The organism is Bremerella sp. P1 (genome assembly GCF_028748185.1).
Lineage (GTDB): Bacteria > Planctomycetota > Planctomycetia > Pirellulales > Pirellulaceae > Bremerella.
Genome location: NZ_CP118164.1, coordinates 1,972,265 through 1,988,230 on the forward strand (window position 1 = coordinate 1,972,265; position 15,966 = coordinate 1,988,230).

Genomic DNA, 15,966 nt, shown 5'->3' on the forward strand with positions numbered 1-15,966 from the left:
CATGCCTAATACCCTTAGCTCATTCACGTCCCTCGCACTATTGCTTTTGGCGGGAATGATTTCACCCGCACTAGCCGCGGATGAGAATAAGCAAGCGATCTTCTTTGAAACGAAGGTTCGTCCACTGCTCGCTCAGCACTGCTTTGAATGCCACGGTGCCAAAGAGCAGAAATCGGATCTGCGCCTCGACCGCCGCAATCACTTCATGAAAGGTGGTAGCAGTGGCCCGATCGTTGTGCCTGGCAAACCGGACGAAAGCGAACTTCTCGCCGCCGTGAAGTACGAAAGCTATGAAATGCCTCCTTCGGCGCCTCTCCCGGACGAGCAGATCGCGATTTTGGAAACGTGGATCAAGAATGGTGCCTACTGGCCAGAGCACCCAGGCGAACCCCGTGAAGACGAGCTCTTCACCAAGGAAGACCGCGCCTGGTGGGCTTTCCAACCGGTAGAACGTCCTGACGTGCCGCAGGTTAATGCGGAAGCGATCACCCACAACCCCATCGACAATTTCATTCTGGCCACGCTGAAAGAACAAAAGCTTTCCGCAGCACCACCAGCCGAGCCGAGGGACCTGATTCGGCGTCTTTATTTCGACATGCTCGGCGTACCGCCAACTCCGGAAGAAGTGAACGCTTTTGTCAGCGACCCCAGTCCTGCGGCCTACGAAGAGCTTGTCGACAAGGTTTTGGCCGATCCTCGGTATGGGCAACGCTGGGCAACTCACTGGCTGGACGTCGTTCGCTATGCGGACTCCGACGGCTATCGCCAGGATGCCTATCGACCGTTGGCGTATCGCTACCGCGATTATGTGATCAAGAGCCTGAACGACGATAAGACGTACAAGCAGTTCATGACCGAGCAGTTGGCTGGGGATGAAGTCGCCCCTCATGACCCCGACGCTCTGACGGCGACATACTTTCTGCGTGGTGGCGTTTACGAGTACAACAGCCGCGATGCCGAAGGTCAACAAATCCTCATCAATGATGAACTGACCGACACCGTCGGTGATGTGTTCCTGGGGATGGGTATCGCCTGTGCCCACTGTCACAACCACAAGTTTGATCCGATCTTGCGAGACGACTACTACCGCCTCCAGGCTTTCTTTAAGCCCCTGGTCTGGAAAGATTCCCACCCACTAGCCAGCCAAGAAGAACTCAAGAAGTACGAGGACGAATTGGCTCAATGGGAGGCCAAGCATCAGGACCTGTTAGATCAGATTGCTGAGATCGAAAAGAAGCCGCGGGAAAGTGCTCAGAAAAAAGCGGTCGAGATGTTCCCGGAAGAAGTCCAGAAAATGTACTGGAAGCCGGCAGACCAACGGAACACGTATGAGAACCAAATCTTCTACCTCGTTGAGGAGCAGGTCGAGTTTGAATACGACCGCCTGTCAGGCCGCATTCCCAAAGACAAGAAGCAGACGTGGGAAGACCTGAAGAAGAAGCTCCAGGATGTCCTGGGCAGCAAACCGAAGCGACCGCCAGTCGCCGATATCATTGGAGATGCGGAAGGAACGATCGTCCCCACCACCATTCCCGATGAACGTACGCAGCGAGAGATCAAGCCTGGATTCTTAACCATTCTCGAGCCTGGCGATGCAGAAATTAATCCTTCGTCCATTGCCAACAAGGAAAGTAGCGGTCGACGTGCCGCGTTGGCCAAGTGGCTGTGTCGAGACGACAACCCACTCGCTCCACGCGTGATCGTGAATCGGGTGTGGCAGTATCACTTTGGTGTGGGCCTTTCCTCCAATGCCAGCGACTTTGGCCGCTTGGGCGAACCACCGACGCATCCCGAGCTACTGGATTGGTTAACGAGTCAATTCATTGAAAACGGCTGGCGACTCAAACCGCTTCATCGTCAGATCCTGCTGTCAGCGACCTACCGTCAGTCCTCGTTGATCGATGTTCCGGAAGCAGCCAAGATGGTCGATCCGAAGAATCGCCTGCTGTGGCGATTCCCAGCCCATCGGTTGGAAGCCGAGCAAATCCGCGACGCCATGCTGGCTGTCAGTGGAGAGCTTCAAGAGAAGACCGGCGGTCCGGCCTCGTCTAGCAATAGTGCCGTGCGTACCGTCTTCACCAAGAAGATGCGTAACTCTCCGGATGCCCTGCTGGAAAGCTTCGACTCTCCAACCGGGTTTTCCAGTGTCGCTCAGCGGAATACCACGACAACCGCAACGCAATCGCTGTTGATGTTCAATGGCGATTGGACATTGAAACGATCGGAAGCCATGGCCAAGCGGCTTAACCGAGAGCATGGCACCGACTATGAAGCCATCGTTCGTGAAAGCTTCCGAGAATGCTTCGGCAGACTGCCTCAGTCGGAAGAACTCGAATCAGCCGTAGCGTTCATCGAAGAACAAGTCGCCTACAACCGCGAGCTTACCAAGGCGGACGCTGGCGAACTCCCTTCCACGGCCCTGCTGGATGAACCTCAGATGCAGCGCTGGAATACGGCGTTCAATATCAGCGATAAAACACCTCATCAGTTTTTAACGCTGCCAGACACCAAGGCCCTGCCGTCGAACAACTTCACGATCGAAGCTTTGGTTTTCAACCGAACCTTATTCAAGGATGCCTCGGTCCGTACGATCGCAGCTCATTGGAATGGATCGAATTCGACGCCAGGCTGGAACTTTGGTGTCACGAGCACAAAGTCGGCCTATCGCCCGCGGAACCTGATCTTGCAATTGATTGGCAAGGACAAGAGCGGCAAGGTGAAGTATGAAGTGGTTCCGTCCAACATCCGAATCCCTTCCGACAAGCCGTACTACGTTGCCGCTTCTGTCGACTTCGATGCCGGCACGGCTACGTTTTACGCACGCGACATGTCGTACGACGAATCGGAACTGGAAACGGTTGTCGTCAAGCACTCAATCGTGAGTGACTGCGGCTCGGATTCGCTTCGATTCAGCGTCGGCGGCCGAGATGCTCAAAGCCCACACAACTGGGATGGCCTCATCGACGAAGTTCGACTGACCAACGGCGCGATCCAAGAGGAATCGCAGATCCTGATTAATACTCCGAACGATCCTGTCACCAAGGACACGGTCGGCATGTGGCAATTCGTCCGCTCCAATCCCAACGGTCCGTTGGCCGATGCCGCGAATTCCAGGCGAGAGCTGGAACTGTCGCGACGCTCGGATCGACGCGGCATGGGACCGGTCTTGATTGCCCTGAGTGACTACTGTCACGTCCTGTTGAATTCCGGCGAGTTCCAATTCGTCGACTAACCCTGCCCCGTACATGCCTCCGACCGAAACTCCGAAGGGAGAATCGCCATGAATAACCAACCACATATTGAAGTCCCTACCTCGCGCCGCGAATTCCTCGCCAAGTCAGGCGGTGGTTTTGGTGCGATGGCCCTGGCAGCCCTCATGGGTCAATCCGCAACGGCAGCTCCTGCGGATCCTCGAGCTCCAAAGACTACCCACTTTCCTGCCAAGGCCAAGAACGTGATCTTCCTGTTTATGGAAGGTGGCCCGAGCCATATCGACCTGTTCGATCCCAAGCCGCTGCTCAATGAGCTGGCCGGTCAGAAACTTCCCGAAAGCTTCGGGGAAGTGATCCTGGCGATGGGTGAAAACGATGCTCCCTTAATGCGGTGCCCTCGTAAGTGGAAGCAGCACGGGGAAAGTGGTCTGTGGGTTTCCGACTGGTTCCCTGAGATTGCGACATGTGCCGATGACTTGTGCGTGATCCGATCGTGCGTATCCGACGGCATCAACCACTCGTCCGGCGTTTGCCAGATGAATACCGGTCACGTCATTGGTGGTCGACCTTCCCTGGGTGCCTGGGCCACGTATGGTCTGGGGACAGAAAACCAGGACATGCCTGCGTTCGTGGTGCTGACCGACGGCAAGGGGCAACCGGTCAACGGCTCGCGAAACTGGGGCAGCGGCTTCATGCCGGCCGCCTATCAAGGGGTTCAGTTCAAGTCCGGTGCTGACCCAATCTTGAACCTCAATCCGCCCAGCCATATCACGCCCAAACGCCAGAAGTCGAAACTCGACTTCCTGAGCCAGCTGGATCGCGAACACGCAGCTGAGCGAGAAGACTATACCGAGTTGGAAGCCCGCATCAAGTCGTACGAGCTGGCCTTCCGCATGCAATCCGCGGCACCAGACATTGTCGACCTGAGCAGCGAGACCGAAGAGACCAAACAGCTGTATGGAATCGACCAAAAGGAAACGAACGTCTTCGGCAACAACTGCCTGCTGGCTCGTCGACTGGTCGAAAACGGCGTCCGCTTCGTTCAGCTTTACAGCGGAGCAGGCAGCGGCTGGGACGCCCACACCAACATCGAAGGAAACCACGGCAAGCTCTGCAAAGAGGTCGACAAGCCGATTGCTGGCTTGCTGAAGGACCTCAAACGCCGCGGCCTCTGGGACGAGACGCTCGTCATCTGGGGCGGCGAGTTCGGTCGCACGCCCATGTCCGAAAAAGGAAACGGCCGGGATCACAACCCGACCGGCTTCACCATGTGGATGGCCGGTGGTGCCATCCCCGGCGGTCGCACCATTGGTGCAACCGACGATCTCGGCCTGAAAGCGGTCGAGAATCCTCTGCATGTTCACGATCTGCATGCGACCATCATGCGTGTGCTAGGTGTCGATCACACCAAGCTTATCTACCGTCATAAGGGTCGACCTGAGCGGATCGACATGAATGAAGGTCGCGCTGAAATGAAGGTCCTTGGGCTGGCTTAAGTGGCCAGCTTCCAGGCTCTCACTTTTTCAGCTTGGACCAGCACCGAAACGCACTGCGGGTAGCCGCAATGCTGCACTGCAGGCATGGTCATTTTCTCTCCAGAATCGGCACGAATTCGTATCGTTTCGCGCGTGAGTGACTACAAGATTGCCACCCAATATGCAGTGTTCATGAAATTCGGAGTTCGTGAAATTTTTCCCATTTACAGCTTCTCGGACTCTTGGGAAACTACCGAAGTAAAGAGTATTCGTCACATGGAAATAGTGACGATGTCGCAACGTTCTTAGGCGGAATTTGGGACGCTCGGCATTTGGATTTTAATTGTGCATCTGCTAACACAAAGGAGTCCAACATGGTCCGCTTCGCCATCATTGAGGTCAACCAAAGCCTCACCATCGCGCAAGTTACACCAGGACAGCTACCCGAAGACACCGCTCGCCAGGAACGGGGTTATCTCATCGATCCATCGACCTATCGGTCGTACGATCAAGCTCGTGAGGCATTGTTCAAGATGCTTCCCGAAAACGCGGATCACGCAGCCCTGCAGGCTTAGTAACTCTAAACTAACTGCCCTGGGCAAAGCCCTATCGGCAATTGGTTTTCCAAAAAAAATTGCTCCGCGACATTCGCATTTGTGCCACATCCCTCCAGGTGCATCTCAACCGATGCCAGGGGGATCAACTTCGGTGCAATCGATTCAGACCGAACCGAATCTCCTAGAATGTCGCGGATACCCGCTAGACAATCGCGCTAGCGTTCTTCAGGACTCTCCCACTCGCACGCCTCAATCTGGTAGCGCGCAGCGAATCGAGTTGGATCCGGCCATCGCGCTGATTACGATGACATAGAGACGTTCATCGCCCCCAACTTAGCAATCTAGTCCACTGCCATTTGATTTTTAGAGGCACTTCAACATGATGACCCGCATTGTTGCTTCCGTAGTCTTCGCCGCACTGGTAGGCACCACGTTTATCTCGACCGCCGACGCCGGCCTGTTTGGTCGCCGCGCCTATCGGCCGCATTACCACCACGCTCCTCGCGTAGAGTATCGAACCTACGAATCGATGCCTTCTTACTACGCCCCCAGCATTCGCGTGATGCGTCACGTAAACGATCCATCGCTTTACCGCGATGAAACAGGCTACGGGGAAAGCTAAACACCCCAAACCATCCGCACAATGAACAGAGCCCTGATCGCTTCAAAGTGACCAGGGCTCTTTTATTTCGTGAAGGGCGTCCAAGAACAAACCATGCCCGCACAAGTGCGGGCATGGACCTGGGACTGGGAGCCGGACAACTCCTCGGGGAACAGCGTCGACTATTCGCCGTAGCCTGCCTGGTGGCGTGGAAGGGTCGCCACATGCGGGACGTCCTGCTCTTTCGCCGCGGTCTGCGAATTCAAGTCACTACCAGCGACTTCAATGGCTCCGCCGCAACCATCGCAGCAGTATTCGACAACACACTTATAAACGGGTACTTCCACCGTAATGGTCTTCTTCACCAGGATCTTGCGGGTTCGGCAATGACTGGCTACCGGGGCCTTGGTGCAGCACCCTGCGGCACAGTCGCCACAGCCGGCCTCGCCACAACCCATCTTCTTATGACCCCACAGCGAAATCCCGAACAAGGAATCAGGAAACATCGAGCTGGGGTTCAGCCCACAGACATCTTCGCACTCGCAGTTGAAGACCGTCTTCTTGACCTTCTTCATTTCGCAAACGATGTGTGTTCGCTTCTGGCAGGCGCACTGCTGCGTGCAATGAGCACAACAGCCTGGATCGCCGTAGACCATCTGTTCCATCGATTCGATGGGTGGAATGCCTTCCACTTGGGTTGGAACCGGCGGAACAATCACCGGATCCTCAGCTCGAACAGGACCGATCGAGCTTGCTAACACGGCAAGCAGTATGGCAATGGTTACTTGGTATCGCATGGCTATTCTCTTCCCATATGGGCAATGTTGTTTGTAGTTCCGATCGCTGACGATCGCCTAAGTTGAGCATCGACTAGAAATCGATTTGCAAACGTGTTTGGAATACGTGCAGTTCGCCATTGGAAGCGACCGGGTCATCGGTATTCGAGTAAACATACTGGAACATGACGCGTGTGAACGGGCTCAAATACCAGTTCAGTCCAGCCAAGTGCCGATCGTCGACACCACCGAAAATGTTATCGCTGTTCAAGTCGTCATGGGCATAGCGATAGACGACTTCCCAGGCTCCCGCCCCGTTGCAGATATAGTTATCTTCGGTGCGAACGCGGAAGAAGTTTTCGTAGGGGACGACGCGATTCGAGAACGAACCAGAGCGACGGTTGTACGGACGATTCTCACCGGTCAGGAAGTAGCTTGCCTGAACGTAGTAGTGATCGAACGATTCCGAACCGAAGTTATCGGTGTCTACCGAGACCCAGTTGTACTCCGTTTGCAGCGTGAACGATCCATAGACGTAGGCGGCTTCCAACCCAGCGAGATGATAGTAGTCGGCATCGATCACGCCGGTATCGACAATGTAAGGAGCAAGCGCCGAATCGGGACGATTTCGGAACTGCGTGTTCCCATCGCCCAGGTGACGCCAGCTATAGCCGATACCGGTATGGATCAGCCCGCGTCCGTCACTGGCTTCGTCGTACCAGGGAAGGTAAGTCACGCGACCGGTAATGGCCGAAGCGTCGGTATCCGATTCGTAAAACGGTGGCTTGGCACCTTGCTCGGACACAAACAAACCCACACCGTAAGTCCAATTCGCTTTGGAGTTGTCCGAATGAGCCATCACGCCCATGTTACGTCCCAACAGAAACGGGCTGGAGCGTTCCATGGTTTCCAGGTACTTGTTGGCCGTTAGCTGCTCCATGCTGAACGGTTCAAAGAAGTGCCCAACCCGAAAGTTCTGGATATAGGGCAATTCTCCGAAGTCGACATAGACGTCCAGCAGGTTTACCTGAGCCGCTACATCGAACCAAAGTCGGTAGGTCGTGTTCTCGAGAACATTGCCTCCCAGTTCAACCCAGCACCAACGAAGCTTCAATTCATCTTCGGCATCACCCACCTGATCCAGGCTGGCTTGGTTCTGCGAGAAGTTGGCGACGTCATAGAAGAATCGTCCACCAACTTTAACCGACGGCTTCAAGGCCGCGGACGCTGCCGCTTTCTCCTCGGCCTTTTCAACCGAAGTGCGCCATTTCATCAGGCTATCGACATCTTCGACGATGTCCGGCGCCCCATTATGCGGCGCGCTGACGTTCATGGCAGGCACACCGCCGTTGTTATTGAACTTCTGGCGAGCTAGTTCACGCTTCAACTCGTCGATCTGCTGCTGCAAAGCGGCCGCTTGATCGGCGGAAATCACATGATCCGAAGGAGAAGTTGGAATTGGCGGCGCGTAAGTACTCATATCTGGTACGTCGTACTGTGCCCTAGCCGTACGCATGCCTAAGACCACCAGCAGAGCGGTGGCCGTCACGATCCATCGTGTCATAGAAGTCTGCCCCAATTTGAATTTCAGATGTCTGCCGGTCCATCCGTTGTCCGGCACCATTGGGTTCGACGAATTGCTATCAATGCCAACACACAAATTTGCGCGGAAAGCGGCCGGATGGCGTTTCCCGCATAGCGCAAATCGCCGTTATGCCACTTGCGGTGAGCTTAACGAATGATTCCCACAAGTGGGGTTCTGGTGAGCACCACCTGTCCATTGCTACCTACCCACCATTTCGTGTGATTCCTCATTGCTCATGGTTCAAAACTCGTGTTGATTCCCGCAATAGATGCCAAAAACAGGGTCATATTTGCGTGAATTCGTATCCATCCACACCATGCGCAAACCACGTAACCTAGGGTTCCGCAGTCTCGTTGCCATTGGCGGCGACGAATCTGATCGAACGATTCATGATGACGGCCAGAAAATGGCCATGGGGCAGGAGATTGAATGATGCTTAACACGAAGGGGAAAATCGGGGGGCTGGTAGCGATCAGCTGCCTGTCCTTGGTACTGCTGATCGGTATCGGGTGGTCCGCGCTTTCCCAGCAGGTCCGCAGCCTGAACGACATCGTTGACAACCACTTTTTGGTGCTGATCGACGAGAAGATCACGCCGCTGCTCAAGACAGAGATCCTTCCGTTTCTGAATGAAGAACTGGTCGAAACGCAAGAGATGCAAGGCAGCATCGTCCTGATGCTGGATGCCGACCGCGATGCCTACCAGGTGCTGATCGCCGAAATCGAGGCCCGCAACATGGCTCGTTCCGGTGACCAGGACGAGAAACGATACCAACAGTTTGTCACGGATCATGAAGACAACCTGTCCCAAATTGATCGCCGCATTGCCGGAGCTCGTGAGGGCATCTTCAGTGACGAAGCCATGGCTCATCTCGATGAGTCTCTGGCCCGATTGGATGCCTGGAAAGCCATTACCCGCAAGATTGTTTCGCTATCGGCACCAGGACAAGAGTTCGATCCAGAAGAGATACAGCGTCTCACCGCAGAATCGCTTGTTGCATTTGAAGCTTTCCGAGATCCACTGGATGGAGCCAAAGAGCAACTTCAACTCGATATTTCTGCCGCTCTGCAAGCGATTGATAAGAAGAAGCAACTGATCAACGAAAGTGAGCAAAAGGCCAGCGAGAGCCGTGAATCGGTCGTGGCCACCTCGCAGGAAGTTCGAGAAACGGCTTCCGCTTCGGTCAGTAGCTTTCTCATCATCGGCGGCTTGGCGATCGCTCTGACGATGGTCTTGGGCGTGCTCATTGCCCGCTCGATTATCACTCCACTCAACCAAACGATTCGCATGCTCGATGGCATTGCCGCCAGCGGTGGTGACCTGACGAAGCGTCTCGTCATGAATCGACGCGACGAATTTGGCCGTTTGGCTAACTCGTTCAATCGTTTCGTGGAGAAGATCCAAAACGTTGTCAGCCGTATCGCCGACGATTCGGAAGTCCTTGTTTCCTCTTCCGCAGAACTGAACGAGACTTCTGGCAGCCTCTCGAAGGGTGCGGAAGACACCTCGCTACGTAGTTCTTCGGTTGCTGCAGCGGCGGAAGAAATGTCGGTGTCGATCTCCAACATTCAGCGTACGACGCACGACATGAACCACAGCTTCTCGATGGTTTCGACCGCCGTGGAAGAGATGACCCGCAGCATTTCCGAGATTGCCAATAACACCGAGCAGTCGTCGACCATTGCGAACTCGGCTCAAATCACCGTGGGCAGCAGTCATGAAAAGATGCAGCTCTTGAGTCAAGCCGCTGAAGAGATCGGACGAGTGACGGAAGTGATTCAGGACATCGCCGAGCAAACCAACTTGCTGGCCTTGAATGCGACGATTGAAGCTTCCCGAGCTGGTGAAGCCGGACGAGGCTTTGCCGTGGTGGCTACGGAAGTGAAAGCCTTGGCTCGCCAAACGGCCGAAGCTACTGACGACATTCGCTCGCGTATCGCAGGCATTCAGTCGTCGGCCAGCCTCGCGGTGGAAACGATTTCGGATGTCGACAATGTCGTGAAGCAAGTTCACAACATCTCGACAACGATCGCTGCCGCCGTGGAAGAACAACGCTGCGTCGCTCAGAGCATCTCCGAGCAGCTCACCAGCGTCGCTGGCGGTGTTCAATCGGTCTCGCACAGTCTCGATCAGTCGACCGAAGCCAGTGCCGAAGTTAGCCGCAATATCGCCCAGGTGGAAGATGTTGCCAAGCGAACCTCAGGCGACGCCGCCAAGACCGGCAGCGTGGGAACTCGCATGACATCGCTGGCCTCGAAGCTGAACGAAACGTTGAGTGAGTTCAGCTACTAAGCACTCCCAGCGAAGATAGGAGCAAACAAAAGACTCGGCCGGCATCTACCGACCGAGTCTTTCCATTTCTTGTTCACTTCCGACCGCGAAGTGGCCTTATACCGAGATGCCGCGAATCTCTCCTTCTCCAATCAATACTCCCAGCGTCCCAATTGCCCAAGTATTTGTTTGATCTGGCATCGGCAGTGTGCACTGGGAAAGGAGAACATCGCCGGTCAATTCGACGTGGACATCGCCGGCCACTTCGTCCGGAGAGCCCAGCCGAACAATCGCAAACGCTGACTCGCCGGCATGCTGATATTGTATCAGTGCTGCGTGGGATAGCGCGTCCCAACGTGCCTGAAGATTCGGACCGCCGAAGAGTCCTCGCTTCTTCCACGTCTTTCGGAGACCAATCAGCTCGCGGTACCACTGTAGCGTCTCCTCACTCCCCTTCTCTCGCAGACCGATCTGCGATTTCCGAAACGCAGCCTTCGACAAGCAAGACACGGTATCGGTCCAGTCGTGCTGCGGGTACTCGCGACGACGTCCCTTCTCGACCGCATCGCGAAGGTGCGCATCGCCGAAGTCGGCAAAGAAGTAGAAAGGTTTCTCGGACGCAAACTCTTCTCCCATGAAGAGCATCGGAATCGCTGGCAACAGCAACATCAAAGCAGCCGCCGCGCGATGGGCCTCATGTGACGTGACCTGATGCAAACGTCGACCATCGGGATGGTTGCCAATGAAGTCGTGATTCTGAATCGAAAAGATCAACGACTCCCAGTCCGCTGCGTTGCCGTCTTCTGCCAGCGGAATGCGGCGACGTTTCTCCTCGAACGTTCCTCGAAACGCATATCCACGTCGCAGAACCATATCGATGTCCTCGCCGGCGATGTAACGCCGATCCGACATATGCTCCTCGGGACGAGTCTCGGCAGCTACCGCATGCAGAAAGTCGTCGCACCAGATGGCATCGAAACCGTACCCTCCGGCGGAAAGCGGCGTGAGAAGCTCTGGATCGTAAACATTGCTTTCCGCAATCAGATGTAGCTCGCGTCCCAGATCCGTTTGCATCTGGGCGAACACTTCCCCCACTTCAGCCACAATGTGCGACGAAGATTCGTCCAGGATGCAGTGCGTGGCATCGAGCCGGAGACCATCAAAGTGAAACTCTTCAATCCAGTAGCGGACGTTCGCGATAATGTAGTCCCGCATCATCGCACTGCCTTCACCATCCAGGTGCGGGGCATCTCCCCATACTGTTTGGTGTCTCGGCGAAACATAGCCACCAAAAGGATGCAGGTAGTTGCCCTCGGCTCCAAAGTGGTTGTAGACCACGTCCAGAATCATGGCGATCCCTAGCCGATGGGCCACGTCCACCAGTTGCTTCAGTTCATCTGGAGTTCCGAAAGTGTTTCGTGGTGCGAAGAAATTCGTTCCGTCGTATCCCCAGTTCCATCTTCCGGCCGACTGAGCAACCGGCATGATCTCGATCGCCGTAATACCCAGATCGACCAACTCTTCCAATCGATCGATCGCAGCCAGGTACGTTCCTTCCTTGGTAAACGTACCGATGTGTAGTTCGTACAGAATCATCTCATCCTTGGGCAGCCCGCTCCATGCCTGATCACGCCAGTGATAAGCGGCTGGATCGGTCCACTGGGATGGGCCATGGACTCCGTCCGGTTGAAATCGGCTGGCCGGGTCTGGCCTGGGATTTCCGTCTGGCACGCGAAACCAATAACGCGTCCCAGGGCTTACGTTTGCCGTGGCGGTGAATACGCGATCCTCCGTCGCATCCATGGGCAACTCTTGTGCGTGCTCACCTTCAATCCGCAGCGTAAGCTGCTCACACGCTGGTGCATGAACAGTGAACAGGACGTTGCCATCTTCCAGACGGCGGGGGCCAAAGGCGCGAAGCATAGCGAACTCAATTCCAATGCAAAGGATTTCAATAACGGCAAAATATCTAATACCGAGATTCGATTATTTAGCTGCCGGACGGATTCGACAAGGATTCATTTTCTCGATAATTTGTGGTTCGTATTTTGGTTTTCTTTTAGCTACAATCAGAGCCACCACTCTCAACTCTGCTTTTCGAGAACTCACCATGACCAAGCTTTCCTCCTGGGTCCCGGCGTGGACCTTCGCTCTGATTTTCGTCACGTCCGCTTCCCTGTTTGCTGCCGACCAACCAAACATCATCGTCATTCTTTCCGATGACATGGGCTACTCGGATATTGGCTGCTACGGAAGTGAAATCCAAACACCGACACTCGACACTTTAGCCGACAACGGCTTGCGATTCTCGCAATTCTATAACACGGCCCGATGTTGTCCGACGCGGGCATCGTTGCTCTCCGGTCTTTATCCGCATCAGGCTGGTATCGGACATATGGTGACCGGCAACTACGACATCAGCAAGTTCCCAGGCTTTCAGATGGGATTGAATCAACGTTGCCAGACCATTGCTGAGGTCCTGAAGCCAGCAGGCTACACAACCTACATGACCGGCAAGTGGCACGTCTGCAATAACATTCGCCCCGAAGGCACCAAGAAGAATTGGCCGCGTCAACGTGGCTTCGATCACTTCTATGGCACGATCACCGGAGCTGGTAGCTTTTATGATCCGGCTGCTCTATGTCGTGACAATACGCTGATCACTCCCGAGAACGATCCCGAATACCAGCCTGAGTTGTACTACTACACCGATGCTATCGGAGACAACGCAGTCCGCTTCCTGAAGCAGCATCACGAGCAATCCACTGACGACAACCCCTTCTTTCTTTATGTCGCCTTCACGGCCGCCCACTGGCCGATGCATGCTTTGCCGGAAGATATCGCCAAGTACGACGGCGTGTACGACAACGGCTTCACCGAGATCCGTGAGAATCGTCTCGCCAAGCTGAAGCAACTGGGACTGATCGACGCATCCTGGGAAATGTCACAACAAGCCGGCGACTGGGACAAAGTAAAACACAAAGAGTGGGAAATCCACAACATGAAAGTCTACGCGGCAATGATCGATCGCATGGACCAAAACATTGCCAAGATCACGGCCAGCCTGAAAGAATCGGGCGACTTCGACAACACGGTCATCTTCTTCATGCAAGACAACGGTGGCTGTGCCGAAGGGGTCGGACGTGGCAGCGATAAGAATCTGCCCGAGGCCCGCCCGGCCATGGCAAGCGATGAATTGCAATTGGATATCATTCCCAAGTTCACTCGTGACGGACGACCGGTTCGTCATGGCCCGGAAACGATGCCAGGTGCCGAGGATACGTACATTGCCTATGGTCGAGATTGGGCAAACGTCTCCAACACTCCTTTCCGCGAATACAAACACTGGGTTCACGAAGGAGGCATCTCGACACCGCTGATCGTTCATTGGCCGAAAGGAATCGACGCCGAGCAGAATGGCAAGCTCGACCATACCCCCAGCCACCTGATCGACATCATGGCTACCTGCGTGGATGTCGGGAAAGCCAGTTACCCCGAACAGGTCAACGGCAACAACATCACGCCACTTCCAGGCGTGAGCCTGGCGGCCGCTTTTACCGGCAACGAGATCCAACGCAAGACACCGATCTTCTGGGAGCACGAAGCAAATTGTGCTGTGCGTGATGGCAAGTGGAAGATCGTTCGCTACGGCAAGATGGGCACTGGCAAAACCACCCCGTGGGAACTGTACGACATGGAAGCCGATCGTACTGAACAACACGACTTGGCTAGTCAGCACCCCGAACGCGTCCAGAAGATGGCCAATCAATGGCAGGCCTGGGCGGAAGCATCGGACGTTCTCCCATGGCCTTGGGGGCATCTAGGCAAGAAGTAAATCACTCGAGAATATTCCCCATGAAATTCCGTTTCTCTTTGGCATGTCTGTGCGTGCTACTACTTTCGTCGATCGTTCAAGCCGACGATCGCCCCAATATCGTCGTGATCATGCTCGACGATTTGGGGTACTCCGATCTCGGCTGCTACGGCGGTGAAATCCAGACGCCCAACATCGATTCGCTGGCCCAACATGGCTTGCGTTTTACCTCGTTTTACAATTGTGCCCGATGCTGTCCGACACGTGCGGCCCTGCTCACAGGACTGTATCCGCATCAGGTGGGTCTCATCCGCAATGGACGTTCCCTTACGAAGAATGGTGTCACCATCGCGGAGGCCCTGGGACAAGCAGGCTATCAAACAGCGATGGCCGGGAAGTGGCACCTGAGTCAAACCAATCCGATCGATGATCGACAGAAGCAACTCGATTGGCTCAATCACCAAGCCGACTTCGATCGCCCATTTGCTCCACTCGAAACCTATCCGGCCAATCGAGGATTCCAGCGTCACTATGGACCGGTCTGGGGTGTCGTGAACTACTTCGATCCCTTTTCGCTGGTCGACGGAACGAAGATCGTGAAAGACGTTCCGGATGACTTTTACATGACCGATGCCATCACCGACAAAGCTGTCGAGTACATCGAGACGATGTCGCGAAAGGACGCCCCATTCTTCCTCTACGTCGCCCATACGGCCCCCCATTGGCCTTTGCATGCCAAGCCAGAGGACATCGCCAAGTATGAAAAGACCTACGTTGAAGGATGGCAAACGCTGCGCAACGATCGTTATGCCCGCATGATTGAACTGGGTTTGATCGATCCCCAGACCTTCCCCAAGCCGCAACTGCAAGGCGAAGGACCTGACTGGCAGGCCATGGACGACGAACATCGTAAGCACATGGCCCAACTGATGGCCGTCCATGCGGGCATGGTCGATTGCGTCGACCAAGGCATCGGTCGCATCGTGGAAACACTCAAGTCAACCGAACGATTCGATAACACGTTGATCCTGGTCATCGCGGACAATGGCGCATCGCCGGAACGCTACCTCAACCCAGGCTTCGATCGTCCGAACGAAACTCGCGATGGGCGTAGCATTCAGTACGAAGGAGTCTTCAATCCAGGCAGTGAAGCGACCTGGGGCTACATTGGCTCGTACTGGGCCAACGCCGCCAATACGCCGTTCCGCTACTGGAAGGCGCAGTCGTTCGAGGGCGGCACCCATACGCCGATGATCGCTCACTGGCCAAGTGGCTTGAAGACCGAGCCTGGTTCACTGACCGATCAGCCTGGCCATGTGATGGACATCATGCCAACGTGTCTCGAAATTGCTGGTGCTAATTACCCAAAGAGCTTCGACGGTCATGAAATCACGCCACTGGAAGGCCAATCACTCTCGGCGATCCTCCGCGGCGAGAAGCGTGCCGGTCACGATCAACTCTTCTTCGAGCACGAAGGGGGCAAAGCGGTGATTGCCGATGGCTGGAAGCTCGTTCAACCGAAGCAGAACGGCAAATGGGAACTGTACCACCTGGCCGAAGATCGCACGGAAACTAACAACGTCGCCAGCGATCATCCCCAGCGACTTCAACAAATGAAGCAACAATGGCAAACCTGGTTTGACCGCGTAAAACCAGCCAACTAGCTTCCCCATTC

General features: G+C 55.1%; 10 protein-coding genes. 7 read left to right on the top strand and 3 right to left on the bottom strand.

Translation table 11 applies throughout. The annotated features are described in order from the left end of the window. Position 1: 1 nt before the first annotated feature. From PSR63_RS08130 to PSR63_RS08145, 4 genes are all read left to right on the top strand, one after another. Positions 2 to 3,232 (top strand): DUF1553 domain-containing protein, encoded by a 3,231-nt coding sequence (locus tag PSR63_RS08130; protein ID WP_274332259.1) that lies wholly within the window; start codon positions 2 to 4, stop codon positions 3,230 to 3,232. A 48-nt stretch (positions 3,233 to 3,280) separates the two neighbouring features. After that, positions 3,281 to 4,708 carry a DUF1501 domain-containing protein gene (locus tag PSR63_RS08135; RefSeq protein WP_274332260.1) on the top strand — a complete coding sequence of 476 codons (1,428 nt, stop codon included), beginning with the start codon at positions 3,281 to 3,283 and terminating at the stop codon, positions 4,706 to 4,708. 353 nt (positions 4,709 to 5,061) lie between these two features. Beyond that, positions 5,062 to 5,262, top strand: a complete 201-nt coding sequence (locus PSR63_RS08140; RefSeq protein ID WP_274332262.1) for a hypothetical protein — start codon at positions 5,062 to 5,064, stop codon at positions 5,260 to 5,262. 361 nt (positions 5,263 to 5,623) lie between these two features. Beyond that, the gene (locus PSR63_RS08145; RefSeq protein ID WP_274332264.1) at positions 5,624 to 5,866 is read left to right on the top strand and encodes a hypothetical protein; all 243 of its coding nucleotides are present in this window, start codon (positions 5,624 to 5,626) and stop codon (positions 5,864 to 5,866) included. A 161-nt stretch (positions 5,867 to 6,027) separates the two neighbouring features. On the opposite strand, the gene PSR63_RS08150 is transcribed toward PSR63_RS08145, so the two are convergent. Together PSR63_RS08150 and PSR63_RS08155 are read right to left on the bottom strand one after the other, a co-directional pair. Next, positions 6,028 to 6,642 carry a hypothetical protein gene (locus PSR63_RS08150; RefSeq protein WP_274332266.1) on the bottom strand — a complete coding sequence of 205 codons (615 nt, stop codon included), beginning with the start codon at positions 6,640 to 6,642 and terminating at the stop codon, positions 6,028 to 6,030. Positions 6,643 to 6,715: 73 nt separating this feature from the next. Next, positions 6,716 to 8,185, bottom strand: coding sequence for an OprO/OprP family phosphate-selective porin (locus PSR63_RS08155; protein ID WP_274332268.1), 1,470 nt, complete (start codon positions 8,183 to 8,185; stop codon positions 6,716 to 6,718). Between the two features lie 450 nt (positions 8,186 to 8,635). Between PSR63_RS08155 and PSR63_RS08160 the strand changes: the two genes are divergently transcribed. Continuing rightward, positions 8,636 to 10,498 carry a methyl-accepting chemotaxis protein gene (locus tag PSR63_RS08160; protein ID WP_274332270.1) on the top strand — a complete coding sequence of 621 codons (1,863 nt, stop codon included), beginning with the start codon at positions 8,636 to 8,638 and terminating at the stop codon, positions 10,496 to 10,498. Positions 10,499 to 10,594: 96 nt separating this feature from the next. Here the strand turns inward: PSR63_RS08160 and treZ are convergent, their stop codons facing one another. After that, positions 10,595 to 12,400 (bottom strand): malto-oligosyltrehalose trehalohydrolase, encoded by a 1,806-nt coding sequence (gene treZ / locus PSR63_RS08165; protein WP_274332271.1) that lies wholly within the window; start codon positions 12,398 to 12,400, stop codon positions 10,595 to 10,597. A 187-nt stretch (positions 12,401 to 12,587) separates the two neighbouring features. On the opposite strand from treZ, the gene PSR63_RS08170 reads away from it, so the two are divergent. Both PSR63_RS08170 and PSR63_RS08175 read left to right on the top strand, forming a co-directional pair. Beyond that, on the top strand, positions 12,588 to 14,312 hold the full coding sequence (locus PSR63_RS08170; protein WP_274332273.1) for an arylsulfatase: 1,725 nt from the start codon (positions 12,588 to 12,590) through the stop codon (positions 14,310 to 14,312). A 20-nt stretch (positions 14,313 to 14,332) separates the two neighbouring features. After that, a complete protein-coding gene (locus tag PSR63_RS08175; RefSeq protein WP_274332275.1) occupies positions 14,333 to 15,955 on the top strand; it encodes an arylsulfatase in 1,623 nt (540 codons plus the stop codon). The last annotated feature ends 11 nt before the right edge of the window (positions 15,956 to 15,966 follow it).